This is a genomic window from Vagococcus fluvialis bH819 (assembly GCF_900163795.1).
Classification (GTDB): domain Bacteria; phylum Bacillota; class Bacilli; order Lactobacillales; family Vagococcaceae; genus Vagococcus; species Vagococcus fluvialis_A.
This window is the reverse complement of the sequence record NZ_FWFD01000007.1, coordinates 196,986-216,323: the sequence shown is the minus strand read 5'-3', so window position 1 is coordinate 216,323 and position 19,338 is coordinate 196,986. Positions and strand designations below refer to the sequence as shown.

General features: G+C 34.6%; 11 protein-coding genes. 2 read left to right on the top strand and 9 right to left on the bottom strand.

All coding sequences use genetic code 11. The annotated features are described in order from the left end of the window. Positions 1-71 precede the first annotated feature (71 nt). From FM121_RS03720 to FM121_RS03705, 4 genes are all read right to left on the bottom strand, one after another. Positions 72-1,187 carry a PIN/TRAM domain-containing protein gene (locus FM121_RS03720; protein WP_086950807.1) on the bottom strand — a complete coding sequence of 372 codons (1,116 nt, stop codon included), beginning with the start codon at positions 1,185-1,187 and terminating at the stop codon, positions 72-74. Positions 1,188-1,205: 18 nt separating this feature from the next. Continuing rightward, a complete protein-coding gene (gene radA, locus FM121_RS03715) occupies positions 1,206-2,576 on the bottom strand; it encodes a DNA repair protein RadA (RefSeq protein ID WP_086950874.1) in 1,371 nt (456 codons plus the stop codon). Positions 2,577-2,705: 129 nt separating this feature from the next. After that, positions 2,706-3,242: a dUTP diphosphatase gene (locus FM121_RS03710; RefSeq protein WP_086950806.1), complete on the bottom strand. Its 537-nt coding sequence runs from the start codon at positions 3,240-3,242 to the stop codon at positions 2,706-2,708. A gap of 319 nt (positions 3,243-3,561) precedes the next feature. Next, positions 3,562-5,529 carry a KUP/HAK/KT family potassium transporter gene (locus tag FM121_RS03705; protein WP_086950873.1) on the bottom strand — a complete coding sequence of 656 codons (1,968 nt, stop codon included), beginning with the start codon at positions 5,527-5,529 and terminating at the stop codon, positions 3,562-3,564. A 418-nt stretch (positions 5,530-5,947) separates the two neighbouring features. Between FM121_RS03705 and FM121_RS03700 the strand changes: the two genes are divergently transcribed. After that, positions 5,948-8,554 (top strand): YfhO family protein, encoded by a 2,607-nt coding sequence (locus FM121_RS03700; RefSeq protein WP_256958404.1) that lies wholly within the window; start codon positions 5,948-5,950, stop codon positions 8,552-8,554. Between the two features lie 53 nt (positions 8,555-8,607). Here the strand turns inward: FM121_RS03700 and FM121_RS03695 are convergent, their stop codons facing one another. From FM121_RS03695 to FM121_RS03685, 3 genes are all read right to left on the bottom strand, one after another. After that, a complete protein-coding gene (locus FM121_RS03695; RefSeq protein ID WP_086950805.1) occupies positions 8,608-9,417 on the bottom strand; it encodes a hypothetical protein in 810 nt (269 codons plus the stop codon). A gap of 347 nt (positions 9,418-9,764) precedes the next feature. Beyond that, on the bottom strand, positions 9,765-10,226 hold the full coding sequence (locus tag FM121_RS03690) for a Dps family protein (RefSeq protein ID WP_086950804.1): 462 nt from the start codon (positions 10,224-10,226) through the stop codon (positions 9,765-9,767). A gap of 77 nt (positions 10,227-10,303) precedes the next feature. Further along, entirely contained in the window at positions 10,304-11,014 is a 711-nt protein-coding gene (locus tag FM121_RS03685) for a DUF5105 domain-containing protein (protein WP_086950803.1), read from the bottom strand. A gap of 117 nt (positions 11,015-11,131) precedes the next feature. Here FM121_RS03685 and FM121_RS14750 point away from each other — a divergent pair, with 117 nt between their 5' ends. Beyond that, positions 11,132-11,830: a prepilin peptidase gene (locus FM121_RS14750; protein ID WP_086950802.1), complete on the top strand. Its 699-nt coding sequence runs from the start codon at positions 11,132-11,134 to the stop codon at positions 11,828-11,830. Positions 11,831-12,035: 205 nt separating this feature from the next. On the opposite strand, the gene rpoC is transcribed toward FM121_RS14750, so the two are convergent. Both rpoC and rpoB read right to left on the bottom strand, forming a co-directional pair. Next, positions 12,036-15,686 (bottom strand): DNA-directed RNA polymerase subunit beta', encoded by a 3,651-nt coding sequence (gene rpoC, locus FM121_RS03675; protein ID WP_086950801.1) that lies wholly within the window; start codon positions 15,684-15,686, stop codon positions 12,036-12,038. Between the two features lie 55 nt (positions 15,687-15,741). Further along, positions 15,742-19,317 carry a DNA-directed RNA polymerase subunit beta gene (gene rpoB, locus FM121_RS03670; RefSeq protein ID WP_086950800.1) on the bottom strand — a complete coding sequence of 1,192 codons (3,576 nt, stop codon included), beginning with the start codon at positions 19,315-19,317 and terminating at the stop codon, positions 15,742-15,744. Positions 19,318-19,338 lie beyond the last annotated feature (21 nt).

Sequence of the window (19,338 nt, the reverse complement as noted above, 5' to 3'; positions counted from 1 at the left end):
ATCTATTTCAGTACTTTTCTACTATACCCAAATTTTACCCTCATTTGGTCAATTAGTAAAGGTACAATCCATTAGTTATTGCCTTTTGTTTCATTATTTATTGTTGTTTGAGAATGAGACGGTTTTGCAAAAATCATTCTACCTGCTGCTGTTTGGAGGGCACTAGTTACGATAACGTTAATCCTTTGGTGCATAAAGTGTTTACCATCTTCAACAACCACCATTGTTCCATCATCTAGATAGGCTACCCCCTGCTGTCTTTCAGTCCCATCTTTCATCACTAAAACATCCATTGTTTCTCCTGGAATAACAACTGGTTTAATAGCATTAGCCAAAGCATTAATATTAAAAACCGGAACATTTTGAAACTCACTCACTTTATTTAAGTTGTAATCATTTGTTACTACGATACCATCCAATTGTTTAGCTAATTTTATTAACTTACTATCAACTTCTTGAATATCGTCAAAATCTCCTTCATACATTTCTACAGAAATACCATCTTCTTTTTGAAGTGCATTTAAAATATCTAAACCACGACGACCACGTACTCGTTTTAAACTATCCCCAGAATCAGCAATGTATTGAAGCTCATATAATACAAAATTTGGAATAAGTAGCGTTCCTTCAATGAACCCAGTTTTGGCTACATCATAAATTCGGCCATCGATAATCACACTTGTGTCTAATATTTTATATTTATTGAAATTATCTGTTACTTTTCTTTCTAAAATATCCTCTGAACCTTTTTTAGGTTTTGGTGCAAATAATTTACGCCATTCATCTGTCTTTGTTGTCCCAACTCTAAAACCAAAATATCCTAGAATTAACATGATTAAAGTTGGTAATAAAATATGTAAAAAAGCAATTTTTAGAGAATACAGAGGAATAGACACCAGTGCGCCTAATAATAACCCAATGATTACCCCTAAACTTCCGAAAACTAAATCTTGTAAGCTTTGTTCACTAATAAATTTTTCAGCTTTTTTAAGAGCTCGACCCACATAACGAAAGGTAAACATAGAAATAATAATAAAAATAATTGCACCAATCAAGCCATTCGTTACACCATTGTTTAACCACTGATTAAATTCTAAATCAAATAATACCCAGACAGATGGCACAATCGTCATTCCTAGACTGAAACCAATGACTGCCATTACGACATAAAATATCTTTTTTTGCATCTTTCTTTTCCTCCTTTCCTACTTGAACACTTGCCTTAATGTTTCTGAAACAGTTGATACACCGATAATCTCAATTCCTTTTGGTGCTTTCCAACCTTGCAAATTATTCTTAGGAACATATATTTTTTTAAAGCCAAGTTTTTTAGCTTCTGATACGCGTTGATCCATTCGGTTCACTCGTCTGACTTCGCCTGTCAAACCAATTTCACCAATAAAGCACTCATAGGGAGAGGTTCCTTTGTCTTTATAACTTGAAGCAATACTCACTGCAATTGCTAAATCTATCGCAGGTTCGTCTAACTTAACACCACCAGCTGCTTTTAAATACGCATCTTGATTTTGTAACATTAAGCCTGCTCTTTTTTCTAAGACTGCCATAATCAAAGAGACGCGATGTCGATCTAAACCAGCTGCTGTTCGTTGAGCGTTTCCGAAAACTGACGGTGTAATTAACGCTTGGACCTCTGCTAAAATCGGTCGGGTTCCTTCCATAGAACAAACAATCGCAGAACCTGTCGCATCTGCTAATCTTTCTTCTAGAAAAGCTTCCGATGGATTACTTACTTCAACCAAACCTTCTTGTTTCATCTCAAATATCCCAATTTCATTTGTTGAACCAAAGCGATTTTTCACTGCTCTTAAAATTCTAAAGGTATGGTGTCTTTCCCCTTCGAAATAAAGAACTGTATCAACCATATGCTCTAACATTCTTGGTCCTGCAAGAGACCCTTCTTTAGTAACATGTCCAACAATAAAAATAGTAATCTGATTTGTTTTAGCAATCTGCATTAACTCTGCTGTCGTTTCTCTTACCTGACTAACACTACCAGCAGCGCTAGCAATCTCTGGGTGAATCATTGTTTGAATAGAATCAATCACCACATAATTCGGCTTTAACTGTTCAATCGTTTGTCTGATCAACCCCATGTCCGTTTCACCATAAACGTAAAAATGATTATCTGTCGCACTTAATCTTTCTCCACGCATCTTAATTTGTTGTGCGCTCTCTTCACCAGAAACATATAAGACATTATCATCTAATTTACTAAGTTGCTGAGATACTTGTAATAATAGCGTCGACTTTCCAATACCCGGATCGCCACCAATCAAAACCATTGACCCTGGAACAACACCACCGCCTAATACTCGGTTTAATTCTTCTAATTCCGTTTTAACACGCTGCTCTTTTTGGAAAACAACAGCATCTAATCTTTCTGGTTTAGTTGTTGTTCCCGACAAGCTAACACGACTATGGCGTGTTGGTTTTTCTTGAACAATTTCTTCTACTAATGAGTTCCAATTACCACAGTTAGGACAGCGCCCTAAATATTTTGGCGAAACATAACCACATTCTTGACAAACAAATTCATTTTTCTTTTTTTTCGCCACCATAATATCCCCCATCTGTGTTATTTATCTTTATGGATTAATCTTGTTTATTAACAAGTCTACTCACATTCTAGCATACAATTAAGTCATCCTTTAAAAAAAAGGATGACTTTTTTAAGAACTTTTCTTTTATTTACCCGATGAACCAAAACCACCTGTTCTATCCATCTCAGAATGATCATTATCTGCTTTTAAAAACGGCAAGAAAATTCCTTGACCTATGCGTTCTCCCTTTTTAATCGTTAAATCTTTTAAACCGAAATTTAAAAACTGAAACATAATATGTCCTTCATTAGCTTCATTATCATAGTAATCACTATCGATAATACCTACACCATTACCTAATAACAAATAATTTTTTAAAGGATTGCTTGAACGATTACATAATTGCAGAAATTCTTCTTTTCCCATATAAGCTTTAATCCCTGTCGAAACTAAAACTGGTTTAACTTGTTTTAATACTTTTTCATCCATAAATAGCTCTTCTTTACTAAAAGCAGCTTTTAAAGCTGTTGCTATTCCTGATTTCCAAATTGAAGGGATTACCACTTCCTCAGCAGCTTCAAAATCATAACCAGCAGCATGTTTTGTGGCACGATTAGGTAAATTAATTTCTTTAAATGTTGATACTTTCTCAAAACCTCTAATTTTTGACACTTCAATCATCCTTTACTTTCTTTATCTGTTCTATCCTACATGATACGAGAGGAAATAAAAAGGGGCTTAAGGAGGAAATGGTTTATAAATTCTTTTTTACTAATATTCATTATGGTCTATGGCTCAAAAAAAATAGGAACTAACCATCAAAAAAGTAATAGTTAGTTTCTATTTCTAAATATTTAAAGAAAAAAATTTCCACTCTGTTGTAGTCCGGAATAAAAAATCTGCCCCTTTAGTAACTTCAGGAATAACAATCAATCCTAAAAATGGATTGTTTGATATTTTTCCAGTTGCTTGGGGCAAAACGATTTTTTATTCACTCTAATTAATCATCATCTTCATCAAAATCATCAACTTGAACTTGTTTTAAACCAGTAACATGTTTTTTATTTCCTATGACTAGAGGGACATGCTCGACGATCACATCACTATACTCTAATCCGAACCATCTTGCTGGATCAAAAGCTATCTTCTTAATACCTAACTTAAGTTGCATAACAAGGGTATCTATGGCACTTAATGATGTTACACGAGTTAATTCTTCTCTGATTAATACAAAGGCAAAATCTCCCACTTCACGATCTTTAATAATTGAGTATTTTTGTGGTTGTTTCGGCAATTTGCCTTCTTTCATTAAGTCACTCACTATTTGACGCAAGTAAACATTTACTTCCTGATTCATTCTAAAACCAAGTCTAAGCTGAACGTTAACGATATAATCTGTCCCCATCATGTCTACATAATATTCATTAGTATAAGGTTCATCTGTGACAAAAACATTTACAAACCAATATACTTTAGCTTTCTTAGGACGTTTATCTAGAATTGAATACACAATTTCTCGCCCTACTTGATGCCCTTTAATTTTGGTTGTTAAAAAGACAATATTAGTTTGGTATTGAGGTAAACTCGGATCCTGACTAAGTTCCTTCAATTGTTCTGTATAATCACACAAGGAGACACGATCAGATTCACGCTCTGTAATAACGTTACCTCGGTGCCAAATCAACATGATACAAAGAATAATTACTGCCATTAAAACTGCTACATAACCACCATGTAAGAATTTAGTCGCACTGGATATAAAGAAAATGCTCTCAATCAAAGCAAAAAAAGTAAAGGTCACATAGGCAAGTACTTTGGGAATCCCTTGTTGCAACAAATAGAATAACAATAAAAATGTTGTCATTAACATTGTAATAGTAATAGCTAACCCGTAGGCTGACTCCATTTTTGCCGATGTTCTAAATGTTAAAACAATCATTAAGCAACCGATCATCAACAATGTATTCACAGCTGGAATATACAATTGACCTTTTTGATCTGTTGGATAAATAATCTTCATTCTTGGTAACAATCTTAATTTTATTGCTTCTGATACTAATGTATAAGAACCAGAAATTAGGGATTGAGAAGCAATAATTGCAGCTAATGTAGCAAAAAGTACCCCTACAACAGCCATCGATTGTGGCATCATTCTAAAAAATGGATTTAATAATTTCATGTCTTGATAAACTGGATTGTCTTTTACACTTATCAACCAAGCAGCTTGACCAAAATAATTCAAAGTTAAGCAGATTTTAATATACGGCCAACTAACACGAATATTTTTACGCCCTGCATGACCTAAGTCAGAATATAAAGCTTCAGCTCCAGTTGTTGCTAAGAATACGCTACCTAAGATAAAAATACCTGCCTTATTTTCATCTGATAATAATAGATGAAAAGCATAATAAGGATTAAGTGCTCTTAAAACACTTAAGTTGCCAGCAAAATTAATAATTCCCATAACTGCCAAGAAAGTAAACCACCCTAACATAATAGGGCCAAACGCTGTTCCAACTTTTTGTGTCCCTAGGCGTTGAATCATAAATAACCCAAAAATGATAATCATCGTTATCACAACAATAACATGCTGATTATCTCCAAACGCATCATAAAACGTTGGAATACCACGTAAACCTTCAATAGCAGTCGTTACCGTAACAGCTGGTGTTAAAACACCATCCGCTAATAAGGTAGCGCCACCAATCATAGCTGGAAACAACAAATATTTTCCAGATTTTTTAACTAATGTGTAGAGCGAAAATATACCACCCTCACCATGATTATCTGCATTTAAAGCAATCATGACATATTTAACACTTGTTAATAAGGTTAACGTCCAAAATATCAATGATACAGATCCTAAAATAAAATCTGTAGAAACATTGGCTAAACCACCATTACCTTCAATAATAGCCTTCATTACATATAAAGGACTTGTTCCGATATCTCCGTAAACAACTCCCATAGCAATTAAGGCTCCACCTACTTTAAAGGTATCAATATTTTCCCGGGTCAACTTCTGACTCACTTCTTCTATTCCTCACTTTCAACAAAACATTTTACTTTTTCTTAAAAAATATAAACAAGATGAATTATATGCTCTTTCCTTTAAAAGTCAATCACTTTTTTTCATTATTTTAAACAACTTAAAAACAATTGTTATTTTTACTCTTATCCCTACCATATATACAGATAATCAGTTTAAATTACTGACCTATTTTCATTTTATTTTTTCAATTACTATCTATTTTTTTTAATATTTTATCTGATGAGTCATCCTTTATAAAAAATGAAATAAATGGAAATAATTATGTAAAACAATATTCTTTTCAAATATGCTAAAATGGAGAAGTTAATTCACCACAAATTGGAGGAATACTCAATTGAATTTTAATCAAATAAAAAATTATTTTAAACGAGAAGGAAAATATGGGCTAGCAGCTTTTGCTATTCCGTTTCTCATTATGATGTTTGTTTATCTCAGTATCGGGATTTACTGGGGAAGTGATCGAAGCGTCTTAGCTAGTGATGCCTTTTCCCAATTTTCAAATTTTCATGCTAGCTTTAATAATGTTCTACACGGCGATCAGAGTATCTTTTATACGTGGAATGCTTCACTGGGATTAAATTACTGGTCATTAATTTCCTATTATTTAGGTGGTGTTTTCACGCCAATTGTTTTCTTTTTTAAAAATGAAAACATCCCTGATGCTCTTTATCTGTTAACACTTATTAAAATCGGGAGTGCAGGTTTTTCTTTTTGGTACTACGCTAAAAATACTTACAAAATCCCACAATGGTCACATGTAACGCTCAGTATTTCTTATGCACTTATGTCTTTTATTACCGCACATTCTGAATTAATCATGTGGTTAGATATCTTCATGTATCTTCCATTAATCATTTTAGGAATTAATCGTGTTATGGATAAAGGTAAATCAATTTTACTTTTTGTTAGTTATCTACTATTATTTATTTCTAATTTTTACTTTGGTTTTATGATTGGTATTTTTTCAGTTTGTTATTTTGTTGCTAGGTTAGCAACAAAACCAAAACAATACAAAAAAGCAATCGTGCCTTATTTCATCACATCAATTCTAGCCGGTATTAGTTCCATGATTATGATTTTACCTGCTTTTCTTGATTTAAAAACAAACGGTGAAACTTTAACAGAAATGTCAAAATTAAAAACAGAAGCAACTGCATTTTGGGATATCATCATTAAAAATATGGTTGGTGTATTCGATACAACCAAATATGGTTCCATTCCTTTTATCTATGTCGGACTTTTACCACTTATGTTCTGTGTGTTCTACTTTGTTACTAAAAAAATTAACCTAAAAAATAAAATTGCCTATGGTCTACTGTTTATTTTGTTAATCGCAAGTTTCTACTTAGAGCCCCTCAACTTGTTTTGGCATGGGATGCATGCACCTAATATGTTTCTTTTTAGATTCAGTTTTTTATTCTCGTTTTTAGTCGTAATGTTAGCCGGCTATGGCTGGGAGAAGTTCTCTAAAGATGATAATGGCGCACTTGTTAGTATCGCTCTTATTCTGCCTATTTTGTTTACCCTAGCAAAATTAACAGCACCAAAAGGAAGCTATGAGTTTGCGTCACTCACTCAGCTACTTGTTACTATTTTGTTTGTCTTACTCTACTTAACAGCCATTATCTTTTTCCAATTAAAAAAATTATCCGGAAAAAAATTAACAATTTTATTATTATTAATGGTATCAGGTGAAGCATTTCTTAATACATCTTATATGCTAAATGGCATTTTAAAAGATTGGAATTACGCTTCAAGAAGTCTTTATTCAGAACCTTATCCCAACTATAAAAAGCTAGTTGATAAAGCTGACGACGCTAATAAGGATGATTTTTACCGATTAGAATCACTTGCCCCTATTTCTTCAAATGATAGCTTTAACTATGGATTTAGTGGTGTCAGTATGTTTTCTTCTATCAGAAATCGTCATTCATCGACTTTCTTGAATGATCTTGGGTATCGTTCAAGAGGAACTAGCTTAAATACAAGATATCAAAATAACACTTTATTTATGGATAGTTTAGTTGGTATTAAACATAATATCAGCGATCAACCGATTAATAAATTTGGCTTTAACTCAACTGGTAAGGCCGGTAAATATCAACTTTATGAAAATGATTATGCGATGCCACTTGGTGTTTTAACAGGGCAAAGTTTATATAAAACCAAGTTCCCTAAAAATGATAATCTAGGTGCTCAAACAGCCTTAATTAATCAGCTGTCTAATTATAATGATACCTATTTCAGTTTTTCTAAGCCAACCCTTGTCGATAGCAAAAATACCAATATTGTTTATAAAGAGAATAATCGCGTTTCTTTCACAGAACTTAAACCTAATATCGCTAAAACTATCGACTATGATATTTTCATCCCTGCTGGTAATCAAGCTTATCTAAGTTTATTTCCTAGTGATTTTGGTCAAATTGAAAGTTCAAGCGCTACTATCCGATCACAAGGCACCAGTTATAAGAGTCAAATAAATATCACAGGACAATATTATAATTTAGGATATTTCGAAAAAGATTCCACACTTCGTTTTAGCTTAGAATTGTACGGAACAAAAGATGTCGACTTGATTGATCCTCCTGTCGTTCTAATGGACACTAATAAATACCAAAGTGCGATGAAAGAGATTAATAATCATGGGATTGATTTCAAAGTATCTGGTAGAAAAGCAAAAGCAACTATTGAAAATCCTGAAGACCAAGTTTTAATGACAACCATTCCTTATGACAAAGGATGGACTGCTAAAATTGACGGAAAAAAAGTGAAAACAAAAGATTTTAAAGATGCTTTCCTCACTTTTAATGTACCAAAAGGAAAACATAGTATTGAACTTTCTTTCTTACCACCTGGCATTATTTCAGGTAGCTTGCTCTTTATTCTTGGAATCGGTTCTTTTAGTGGTTATTATTATTTCCTTTCGAAACGAAAAAAATAAAAAAATACAGATTGAAAATGACGTTAAAGTCAACTTCAATCTGTATTTTTTATTTAAAATAATGGCAATAAATACCACATAATCATTAAATCACTATTGGATAAACAGTATTGAATAGCCAATGATCTTTGATTACTTCCATAGACATATAAATCAATCGCACTCATTCCAATCGAACCTAGGATACCCTCTCCATATATATCAACAATCGTATAATCAACTGCTCGATAATCAAATGGGTTTCCATTACTATCAGTTACGGTTACTGTAGAGCCAACCGATAAATTTTGTTCCATATAATCCATAATACCTGGATTATGGCCACCAAAATATGTTGTTTGATTCTCATGAGGATTATAAGAGCCCACAGTTGTAATTATATTACCACCATCAATATAATACTCCACCACATCGACACTATTTCCACGACCAATAGGCAAATAATTTCTAAAAATCCCATTTATACCAATACTATTCGGCACATGTCGCTGGCTTTTCACCTCAATTAATTTTTCTTCCACAACTTCTTCAATTTTTTCTTCTGGAACTGGCTCAACAATATTTGTTACAGTCCTAACTTCTTCAACTGGAGCAATAGCTTCTTCTTCAAATGTTGTTTCTTTTGTTTCTGTTTCTTTTACTTCTTCAGCAGATGTCGTTTCTTTTGTAATCTCTACTTTTTTTGAACTTTTTGTTTCTTCTATTTTAGAAGACGATTGGACATCGTATTCTTTTGTAACTTTTGTGACCATCGGAACTTCTTTTTTCTTCTTATTCGAACTTACCATTTTCGCCTCTACTACAAAACCTGTAATACCGATAATGACTAACAGAACTGAAATAACTTTCTTGAACTTTGACATCTTAAATCCCCCACCCTTAATTATTAACATCATTACTTATATCGGTATTTTTTAGGATAAATTAATAAAGATAAACGTGGTTTTCGTACACTTAATTACAATTTAAATTATTAAAAAAAGAAATTCTAATCAACATGTTTATCTTTACCAAATAAGGAATTCAGTAAAGTTGTGAGTGGAGTATATTTTTATTTCTTAAAAAATATTTACAAAAAAAGAAGGTGGTCAAAAGTCGTTTCGCTTCCAGTTGTCGTGAGAGTAGATTTTTTATCCCCTGACTATTAAAAATTATTCGTATAAATAAAAAAAAGACTGACTTTTTTAGTCAGCCTTGTTTATATTATTTTTTATAATTCAGGCGCAGTGCCTAATTCTGCATGAAGCATCCAAATTGTTTTTTCTACATTTCCTTTAATATCAATAAAGATATCTTGTGACACATGATCTTGTTCTTCTTCAGTAATGCGAATGCCTTCTGAACATAAATTTCTTAAATAGTGGAAACCATCTAATATAATAGATAAGCGTTCCGACATATCTTTATCATAAGAACCAGTTTCATCCTTAATTTTAGTGTGATCAGAAAATTCTTTTAATGTTGAATAAGGGCTGCCACCAATTGTAATTAATCTTTCTGCAACCACATCTAAATAGCCATTAACTTCGTCCATGAACTCATCCATTTTAGGGTGTAGCGTTAAAAATGAAGTTCCACGCATATACCAGTGTGTTTGATGAATAACAGCCGAAAATTGACTCAAATCTGCAACAGTTTGGTTCAGTACTTCTTTTGTTTTTACATTACTCATAATTAAAACTCTCCTCACATGATTTTATTTATATATTCAGTCTACCACTTTTTAAATGTGATGGACAATGAAATGATTTAAAGACTACTTTTAGCCTGAGTTACTGATCGTTGAACTGTATGCGTCATTTCTTTACTATACTCTTTCTTATCGTTATAACCTGTAATAAAGGAGAGTAACAGGACTTCTAAAGTCTCATCCTGATTTTCAGCTAGCACCCATTTCTTTTTTTCTTTTTTAAATTTCATAGTTACTTTTGTTTCTTTTTCCATTACTTTTCCTTTATCTAAAGCATCTGAAAAGGCGGACAATATCATTCTTTTTGTTTGTTTAGGATCTGTACTATTATTTATTTTTATTTCAGTAGAAACACCTTTCAATGTTGTTTCCACTAAACTAGAATAATTAAATCCTTTTATTTTATAAGTAACCATAATATTATTTTTTGATTCTTCTTTTATAGTATAATTATAATCACTTTTTTCTCTTACTTCTTTCATCAACCCTGAAGAAATTTCTTCTTTTTCTTTAGCCGATAAAGGACCTGCGACTGGATCAAAAACTTCAGAAAAACTTTCTTGAAAACCATCCGTCATAATACTAAGCTGCTTACTTAATATATCCCCGTCTACAAAATTTTCTTTAAATTTATCTGCTTCTTTTTCGTAAATAAAATTTTCAATAAATACTTTAGAGATTTCATCTCCATCTAACCCTTTTTTCCCACAACCCGTCACTAAAAATAGCACCATCAAAAAAGGAATAAGTAACATACTCTTCTTTTTCATTTTTTTCTCTCCTAATTTCCCATTAAATACAATGTAGCACAATATTTTGAATATATTATGATTTTTAAAAGAAAAAGTGCTTTTTAGCGTAAATTATATTTTAAAGGAGGAAGAATAATGATACTTTATTTTTTCAGTGGCATCATATTAGGTTCTTTTTTAGGTGTTCTCGCTAAAAGAATACCTATTCATCAAGATTTTATTTACTCTCGCTCAGAATGTGATCATTGTCATGTTAAACTCAGTGCTTTGGACTTAATTCCATTTTATGTGCTAATCTTTAATAAAAATAAGTGCCGTCATTGTACCAAAAGTATCCCTATCTACCATAGTCTATTCGAAATATTAACTGGAAGTTTTGTTTTAATATTTAATCTCACTATTGGCTTTAAATTGACAACGATTTATCTTTTTTTACTGTGCGTCATGAGCCTCACACTTAGTTTAACAGATTTTCTCTATATGATTGTTGAACCTAAAATACTTTATCCCTTGTCTTTTATTGCTTATCTATTTTTTCATTTGAATCATTCTTTTTCTATCCACAACTTATCCACACCTTTTTTTATTTTATTTTTTTTCCTCATATTAACCAAGTTTATGCCTGATGGTATCGGTGGGGGGGATATCAAATTACTCATCATTTGGTCATTATTTTTAAATTTAACAACTTGCTTAGTTATAATCTTACTTGCTTCATCACTTGGAATCATCTTTATTTTTCTATCCCAATATATCTTTCATAAACCGATTCAAAAGCTACCCTTTGTCCCGTTCCTAACCTTTGGATTCATTATAGCTACTCTTATTTTTTAGAACAAAAAAAGACTGAGAAGAAACATGAATGTTTCTTCTCAGTCTATGCCTTATTCATATGCCTTATTCATTCGAATAACTTTTAATAATCAGGTTCAAATAGCAACTCCTGCGACAACTTCAAAGACCTCAAGCAATCCAAAAAGCGGATTGTTTGAGGTCTTTTCCAGTTACTCAGAGCAAAACAATTTTTTATCCACTCTGATTAGTCTTGTGATTTTAATGCATCTGCTGCTGCCATTTGTGCTTCAATGTCACTAATACTGTAAACATTTTCGCTAGCAACGCCCACTTCTTTTGGTTCCATGTTACGGTATTTAGGCATACCAGTACCGGCAGGAATAATCTTACCGATGATAACATTTTCTTTAAGTCCAAGTAAGTGGTCTTTCTTACCTCGAATTGCAGCATCCGTTAACACACGTGTTGTTTCTTGGAATGAAGCCGCTGATAAGAAGCTGTTTGTTTCAAGAGACGCTTTAGTAATACCTAATAACACTGGACGACCTGTTGCAGGTGTGCCACCGGCTACTAAAGTATTGTAGTTACGTTCTTTAAACTCATTAATATCAATCAATGTACCTGGTAAGATATCAGAATCGCCTGGATCCATGATACGAACTTTACGTAACATTTGACGAACCATTACCTCGATATGTTTATCGCCGATTTCTACCCCTTGCATACGGTACACTTTTTGTACTTCTTTAAGTAGGTAGTTTTCCACAGTTAACACATCAGTAATTGTTAATAAGTGTTTTGGTTCAATTGAACCTTCTGTTAATGGTGTTCCACGCTCGATAATGTCACCTTCAGCAACTTTCATACGAGATGTATAAGGAACGTTGTATGTTCTTGTATCTGTTATACCTTTAACAATAACTTCTTTCGTACGATCCGTTGCATCTTCAGAAATTTCAATAACTTCTCCAGCTACTTCAGAAACGATGGCAACCCCTTTAGGATTACGTGCTTCAAAGATCTCTTGGATACGAGGTAAACCTTGAGTAATATCATCTCCGGCAACCCCACCCGTATGGAAAGTACGCATTGTTAACTGAGTACCAGGCTCACCGATTGATTGAGCGGCAATTGTACCAACTGCTTCCCCAACTTCAACTTCAGAACCTGTTGCCAAGTTACGGCCATAACAGTGTTTACATACACCATGTTTTGTATTACAAGTAAAGACTGAACGGATTGAAATTTCTTCAATTCCAGCTTCAATAATTTCTTTACTAATGTCTTCAGTAATGATATCGCCAGCTGCAACAATAATTGCGCCTGTTTCTGGATGTTTCACTGATTTACGAGTGTAACGTCCTAACATACGCTCTTCTAAGGTTTCAATGACTTCATTACCCTCTTTAACTGCTTTAATATCTAATCCACGATCCGTACCACAATCTGTTTCACGAATGATAACATCTTGGGCCACGTCTACTAAACGACGTGTTAAGTAACCTGAATCGGCTGTTTTAAGAGCCGTATCCGTCATACCTTTACGAGCACCATGGGTAGAGATAAACATTTCTAAGACCGTTAAACCTTCACGGAAGTTAGATACGATTGGTAATTCCATGATTCGACCATTCGGTGCAGCCATAAGTCCACGCATACCAGCAAGCTGAGTAAAGTTGGAAATGTTACCACGGGCACCAGAGTCACTCATCATGAAGATTGGGTTACGATCGTCTAAACTCTCCATTAACTTAACTTGAATAGCATCTTTCGTTGCGTTCCAAATAGCAATGACTCTTTCGTAACGTTCATCATCAGTGATTAAACCACGACGGAATTGTTTTGTTACAGCATCCACTTGTTTATGAGCTTCTTCAATCATGCTTTGTTTTTCATGTAAGACTACGATATCCGCAATCCCTACAGTCATACCAGCATAAGTTGAGTGCTTATAACCTAAATCTTTCATTCTATCTAACATTTTAGAAGTTTCGGTAATCTTGAAACGTTTAAAGACTTCAGCAATAATATTACCTAAATTTTTCTTCTTGAATGGTCCAATTTTCTCTTGTACTTTAATATGTTCTGGAATATTTGTTCCAGCTTCTACAAAGTATTTATCAGGTGTTTGAACCGTTAAGTTATAATCCGTTGGTTCGTTTAAGTATGGGAATTCTGGTGGCATAATTTCGTTAAAGATAACTTTACCAGCAGTTGTAATTAAGATACGATCACGTTGCCATTCAGTAAATGGTTTTTCAGGCATTGAGTTTGTTTGTAAACCAATACGAGAATGTAAGTGGACGTAGCCATTTCTCCATGCGATAACAACTTCATCTAAGTTTCTAAAGATCATTCCTTCACCAATATGTCCCGGTTCTTCCATTGTTAAATAGTAGTTACCAAGAACCATATCTTGAGATGGTGTAACAACTGGTTTACCATCTTTAGGGTTAAGGATGTTTTGAGCTGCTAACATCAGCAAACGAGCTTCTGCTTGTGCTTCTTCACTTAAAGGAACATGAACCGCCATTTGATCCCCATCGAAATCGGCATTATAAGCCTCACATACTAATGGGTGAAGACGAATCGCACGACCTTCAACTAAAACAGGTTCGAAGGCTTGGATACCAAGTCTATGTAGCGTAGGTGCTCGGTTAAGTAAAACTGGATGTTCGCGAATAACATCTTCTAATACATCCCAAACAGCATCTTCTTGACGCTCGATTTGGCGTTTTGCATTTTTAATGTTACTTGCAATTTCACGTTTAACTAATTCGTGCATCACAAATGGTTTGAATAATTCAATTGCCATTTCTTTTGGTAAACCACATTGGTACATTTTTAGGAATGGCCCAACAACGATTACCGAACGACCAGAATAGTCAACACGTTTTCCAAGTAAGTTTTGACGGAAACGACCTTGTTTACCTTTAAGCATGTGTGATAATGATTTAAGTGGGCGGTTACCTGGTCCAGTTACCGGACGGCCACGACGACCATTATCAATCAAAGCATCCACAGCTTCTTGTAACATACGTTTCTCATTTTGAACAATGATTCCTGGTGCATTTAAGTCTAATAAACGTTTCAAACGGTTATTACGGTTAATCACACGACGATATAAATCGTTCAAATCACTTGTTGCAAAACGTCCACCTTCTAATTGAACCATTGGACGGATATCTGGTGGGATGATTGGTACAACGTCCATAACCATCCAACTTGGATCATTTCCAGAAGTTCTGAAAGCTTCTAAAATATCTAAACGACGAATCGCACGTGTTCTTTTTTGACCTTGAGCTGTTTTTAAATCTTCTTTTAACTCAACAACTTCTTTTTCTGCATCAACATTTTCTAACAAGCGTTTGATTGCTTCAGCACCCATTCCTGCTTGAAAACCTTGACCGTATTGTTGACGTTTCTCACGATATTCACGTTCTGTTAATAGTTGTTTTACTTCAAGTGAAGTATCTCCAGCATCAGTTACTACATATGATGCAAAATAGATAATTTCTTCTAACGCACGTGGGCTCATATCTAAAACAAGACCCATACGACTTGGTATTCCTTTGAAGTACCAGATATGTGTTACTGGTGCTGCTAGCTCGATATGAGCCATACGTTCACGACGAACTTTAGAGCGAGTTACCTCAACTCCACATCGGTCACAGACAATACCTTTGTAACGGATACGTTTGTATTTTCCACAAGCACACTCCCAGTCCTTAGTAGGACCGAAAATGCGTTCACAGAAAAGACCGTCACGTTCTGGTTTTAAAGTACGGTAATTGATTGTTTCTGGTTTTTTCACTTCACCGTATGACCAGCTTCTTATTTTTTCAGAAGAAGCTAGGCCGATTTGCATACTTTCGAATTTATTTACATCGATCAAAAGATGTCCCTCCATTTCTTTATCTATCAGAAATAACTATTGGTCTAGTTTTTTACTATTCCTTGTTTTCTTGTGCATCTTTTAATGATTTTTCTACTTCTTGTTTTTCAGCTTGTTCTTTGGCATATTTAGCTAAAGCATCCACTGTAATTAAATCATCATCTTCATCATCCATATCACGCAATTCAATTTCTTCGTCTTCAGCATCCAGTACGCGCATATTTAAACCTAGGGCTTGTAATTCTTTAACAAGTACGCGGAATGATTCTGGCACACCAGGTTTTTGAATTGGTTCACCTTTAACGATTGATTCATAAGTCTTCACACGACCAACAACATCATCTGATTTATACGTTAAAATTTCTTGTAATGTGTAAGCAGCACCGTAAGCTTCAAGTGCCCAAACTTCCATCTCACCAAAACGTTGTCCACCAAATTGAGCTTTACCTCCAAGTGGTTGTTGCGTTACTAATGAGTACGGTCCAATTGATCTAGCATGTAATTTATCATCAACCATGTGAGCTAATTTAAGCATATACATCACACCAACTGAAATACGATTATCAAACGGTTCACCTGTACGTCCATCATAAAGAACAGTTTTAGCATCACGAGCTAGGTTAGCTTCTGCTACTGTTGACCATACGTCATCCTCATCTGCCCCATCAAATACTGGTGTAGCAACATGAATATTAAGTGAACGAGCAGCCATACCTAAATGTAACTCAAGTACTTGCCCAATGTTCATACGTGATGGTACCCCAAGAGGGTTTAACATGATATCAACTGGTGTTCCGTCTGGAAGGAATGGCATATCTTCTTCTGGCATAATACGAGAAACTACCCCTTTATTACCATGACGACCGGCCATCTTATCCCCTTCATGAATTTTACGTTTTTGAACGATATAAACACGAACTAACATATTAACACCTGGTGATAATTCGTCTCCTGCTTCACGAGTAAAGATCTTCACGTCATGAACGATACCGCCACCACCATGAGGAACACGTAATGATGTATCACGAACTTCACGGGCTTTTTCACCAAAGATAGCATGTAATAATCGTTCTTCAGCAGATAATTCAGTTACCCCTTTAGGCGTTACTTTACCTACTAATAAATCACCATCTTTAACTTCAGCACCAATGCGGATAATACCCATTTCATCTAAATCTTTAAGCGCGTCGTCCCCTACGTTTGGTAATTCGCGAGTAATTTCTTCAGGTCCTAATTTAGTATCACGTGCTTCTGATTCATATTCTTCAATATGGATAGAAGTATAAACATCATCTTTAACTAAACGACGACTCATGATAATAGCATCTTCGTAGTTGTAACCTTCCCACGTCATGAATGCCACTAAAACGTTTTGTCCTAAAGCCATTTCTCCTTCTTCCATAGAAGAACCGTCTGCTAGTGTGTCTCCTGCTTCAACAATCTCGCCTAATTTAACAATTGAGCGTTGATTGTAACTTGTTCCAGCATTTGAACGGTGGAATTTAATGACTGTGTATTTATCTAAAGCACCATTGCTACGACGAACGCGTATTTCTCTAGCATCCACGTATTCAACAACACCATCATGTTTACATAATAAAGCAGCACCCGAGTCATGAGCAGCTTTATACTCCATACCTGTACCAACGATTGGAGAACGTGGTTGGATTAATGGAACTGCTTGACGTTGCATGTTTGCTCCCATAAGCGCACGGTTGGAATCATCGTTTTCCAAGAAAGGAATACAAGATGTCGCAACAGCTACTACTTGTTTAGGAGAAACATCCATGTAATCTACTTTATCAACATTAACCTCTAAGTTTTCACTTTGAATACGAGCCATAACTAATTCTTCTTTGAATGAACCATCTTCATTTAATGGAGAATTCGCTTGAGCTACCATGTAATGATCTTCCTCGTCAGCAGTTAAGTAATCAATATGCTTAGTTACCTCACCTGTTGCACGATTCACACGACGATATGGCGTTTCAATGAAACCATATTTATTTACTTTAGCATAACTTGACAAACTGTTGATCAACCCGATATTGGGTCCCTCAGGCGTTTCAATCGGACACATACGACCATAATGAGAATAATGCACGTCACGTACTTCATATCCGGCACGGTCACGTGTTAAACCACCAGGTCCTAAGGCTGATAGACGACGTTTATGAGTTAACTCACTTAATGGATTGGTTTGATCCATGAATTGTGATAATTGAGAAGAACCAAAGAATTCTTTCATTGAAGCGACAACAGGTCTGATATTAATCAGTTGTTGTGGTGTCAATGTTTCAGTGTCTTGGATAGACATTCTCTCACGAACCACACGTTCCATACGTGACAAACCGATACGGAATTGGTTTTGTAACAACTCACCAACTGAACGAATACGACGGTTACCTAAATGGTCGATGTCATCTACTTGTCCAATGCCTTCTTGTAAGTTCAAGAAATAGCTCATTGTTGAGATGATATCTGCTGGACGAACTGTTTTTACTTTATCGCCTAAGTTAGCATTACCAATCACATTAACAACACGTTCAGGATCTTTAGGTGAAAGAACTTTAATAACTTGAATCGTCATCGGTTCTGTTACAACACCATCTTCACTTGGGTAATAAGTCACACTATTAATACCAGCATCTAAATGTTCTTCTAACGTGTCCATCACTTGGCGAGAAACGACTGTTCCTTTTTCAACAATAATTTCTCCAGTTTCTGGATCAACTAACGTTTCAGCTAACGTTTGGTTTAATAAACGTGTTTTTAAGTTTAATTTTTTGTTGACTTTGTAACGACCAACAGCTGCTAAATCATAACGTTTTGGATCGAAGAAACGAGCATTTAATAAGTTTCTTGAACTTTCTGCTGTCTTAGGCTCACCTGGACGTAGTCTTTCATAAACATCCTTCAGTGCTTCCTCTGTACGAGAGTCTCCTGAATTTTTATGAATATCTTTTTCTATAGTAGCTTGTAAACTTTCGCTTTCACCAAAAATTTCCATAATCGTTGAATCAGAACCAAAACCTAAGGCACGAACAACAATTGTAAATGGAATTTTTCTTGTACGGTCGATACGAGCGTATGATAGGTTTTTAGCATCCGTTTCTAATTCTAACCAAGCGCCACGGTTAGGAATAACTGTTGTGCCAAATCCTTGTTGACCATTTTTTTCTGTTTTTCCATTAAAGTAAACTCCGGGTGAACGGACTAATTGAGAAACAACTACTCTTTCTGCTCCGTTAATGATGAATGTTCCCATTTCAGTCATAAGCGGGAAATCGCCAAAGAATACTTCTTGAGATTTGATTTCCCCTGTTACTTGGTTATCTAATCTTAATGTGACATGAATTGGTGCTGAAAAGTTTGCGTCATGTGCACGAGCTTCTTCAACGGTGTATTTCGGTGTTTTCATTTCATAATCTACAAATTCTAATGACAATTTATCACTAAAATCTGTAATTGGCATAATATCTTCAAACATTTCTCTTAAACCTTCATCTAAGAACCATTTGTAAGAATCTGTCTGAATTTCAATTAAGTTTGGCAGTTCCAATACTTCACTAATTCTTGAATAACTGCGTCTTTCTCGGTGTTTTCCGTATTTCACTACGTGTCCAACCAAATTAAGTCACCCCTTCTGAGT